Here is a 2,557-nt window from a genome sequence, read left to right on the forward strand (position 1 = left end):
ACCCTCTGCTAAAGCTCTTATTTGTTTAAGGTATGCCTGAAACTCTTTTTCATTTAATTTTGACATTATAATTCCTCCTTAAATTTTATTTTAAATTGAATTTTATGTTTAATTTGTTTGTTAAATTCTTATCTAAACTTGATAACAAAATAAGTATAGCAATATTATTCAAAATATTCTAATAGTTATTTAATGAAATCAATAGACTGTCTGCATGTATTTATAATATACATAAAAATGTTTTTATTTTCTCTAAAAACAAAATTATAAACTTGTAATTGTTTTATTCTCAGCAATTCTTTCCGAGATTGGCACTATAGGCCGAACTTGACTTGTCAATAAAATAACCGCACCCAATATAGATATTCCTGCTCCTAAATATAATGCATATGAATATCCATAATTATCAACAACAATCCCTGTCACTAATGGGGATAATATCCCTCCAATTGTAGCGCATGTCGCATAAAGACCCGTAATTACACCTGCATTTTTGGGAGAAAAGATTATTGGCATGGAATAATATCCACCCATTGTTAAACATAATACCCCATTTGATGCTGATATGAACGCTACCGCAGACATAGCGCTAGTAGCCTGAGATCCTAATATTAATAAGACACCTGCTCCTACCATACCAATCATAGGAAATAACTTTCGCCCCATATTATGTCCGAATTTTTCAGCTGCTTTGTCTGCTAACCAACCACCAAACGGATATGTGAATGTTGCAACAATATAAGGCATCATTGTATAAATAGCACTTGTACCCATCGAGAACCCTCGACCCTTTACGAAATATGTTGGCAACCAAGTCATAAATAAGTAGAATAAATAGTTGGTGCAAAAAAATGATATTGCACCGGTCCATACAGATGGAGTTGAAAATATATCTTTAGAAGTTAAATTAACAACCTGACCTAAATCGTTTTTCCAAGCACCCTGATCAGATCTAATATATTCTATTTCTTTCTTGCTTATTGTAGGATGATCTTCTGGCTTATTTTTGCCAAACTTCCACCAAACAATAACCCAAATAGGTGCAAGAAAAGCAAATGAATGAAATACCATCTGCCAATTAAAAAACTTAATAATCCATGCAGAGATAGGCATTGCCAACGCAATACCTATAGAGACCCCCATTATGCTTAGTCCCCAAGCTAACCCTGATTCTTTTTTAGGTATCCACTGTGCAATTATTGTAGACATGGCAGGTAAAGCAACCCCTTCACCACATCCCATTACAATACGTATTACTATCATAAGACCTAATGTTGCTCCAAAAGGGGTAATAAAAACAAATATCGACCACCATAATGCTCCAAACATTACAACCTTACTTCCACCAAATCGATCTGCTAACCATCCACCTGGTATTTGGGTACAAGCATAACCAATGAAAAATGCTGTAGAAACTAAACCAAACTGAGTTGCACTCCATCCAAAGTGTTCCATCATAGTAGGCCCTGCCATTGACATGCATGATCTATCCATATACAAGACCATATAACATACAGTCAGCAGAAATATAGTTTTCCACCGTTTTTTACCAATTTTCAAATTCATAATCATTCCCTCCATAAATTTTATAATAAATAAAAAATATAATGATATGGATTTTCATTTGAATCTTTGCGCATAAAAAATGCTCTTCCTTACAATATTTTCAGATTGATTTATCTCAATTATTGTCAAGAAAGAGTATTCTTCTTCAATTTATATAAAATTATTTATAGTTTCCCCTACTAAATTACACCATCACTTGCAATAAGTTTTCTAGAAATTGTTAATCTTTGAACGGTTCTAGGTCCTTCTTCTAACCACATTGCACGACAGTCACGGTACATTCTTTCAAGCGGTCCATAAGGATTGTCCTCAAAGTATCCAATACCAGCAAATATCTCAAGGCAAAAGTCAGATACTAATTTAACAGTGTTGATACTGTGAAGTTTACACATAGCTGCTTTCATTTCAATATCTTTACCATCTTCATAATCTTTTGCAAAATCGTATACAATATTTCTTAATGCGTATATTTCAGTTCCCATATCAGCAATCATCTGCTGAATTGCTTGTCTCTTAACTAATGGTTTACCAAATGTAACTCTATCCTTTGCTCTTTTAATTGCCATTTCAAGCATTCTTTGAGCCATACCAAGGTTACTTACTGCAATATGTGCTCTAGATACGGATAATGAATGCATTGCAATTTTAAGACCGTCACCCTCTTCACCAAGTAAATATTTCTTGTTAAGTCTCATATTAGTGAATTTTAGTTCTGCATGTCCAGCACCACGACAACCCATCATATGAGGCATTGGAAGAACTTCATAACCTGGAGTGTTTACAGGTACAAAGAATGCTGACAATCTTTTATCTTTTGGAGCATCAGGATTTGTAACACAAATTACATATGCAAATTCACAGCAATCTGTATGTGAAATCAATGTTTTTTCACCATTCATGATATAATCATCGCCGTCTTTTACAGCCATTGTATGCAAATCTGCACCTGAACCGCCTGCTGCTTCAGTTAATGCAAAACATGTAAAGATTG

2 protein-coding genes are annotated in these 2,557 nt (G+C 34.0%); both read right to left on the reverse strand.

Features of this window, described 5'->3' with window-relative positions; genetic code table 11:
* Positions 1-264: 264 nt before the first annotated feature.
* On the reverse strand, positions 265-1,566 hold the full coding sequence (locus tag KPL54_RS25580) for an MFS transporter (RefSeq protein ID WP_253203810.1): 1,302 nt from the start codon (positions 1,564-1,566) through the stop codon (positions 265-267).
* A gap of 179 nt (positions 1,567-1,745) precedes the next feature.
* Positions 1,746-2,557, reverse strand: an 812-nt coding sequence (locus KPL54_RS25585) for an acyl-CoA dehydrogenase family protein (protein ID WP_216109298.1), incomplete at its 5' end; no start/stop codon positions are given.

This window comes from Clostridium estertheticum, from assembly GCF_018861295.1.
Lineage (GTDB): Bacteria > Bacillota > Clostridia > Clostridiales > Clostridiaceae > Clostridium_AD > Clostridium_AD estertheticum_D.

Excerpts from the sequence above, each read along its gene's own strand:
- KPL54_RS25580 (WP_253203810.1), bottom strand. The coding sequence starts at position 1,566 with ATGAATTTGAAAATTGGTAAAAAACGGTGGAAAACTATATTTCTGCTG.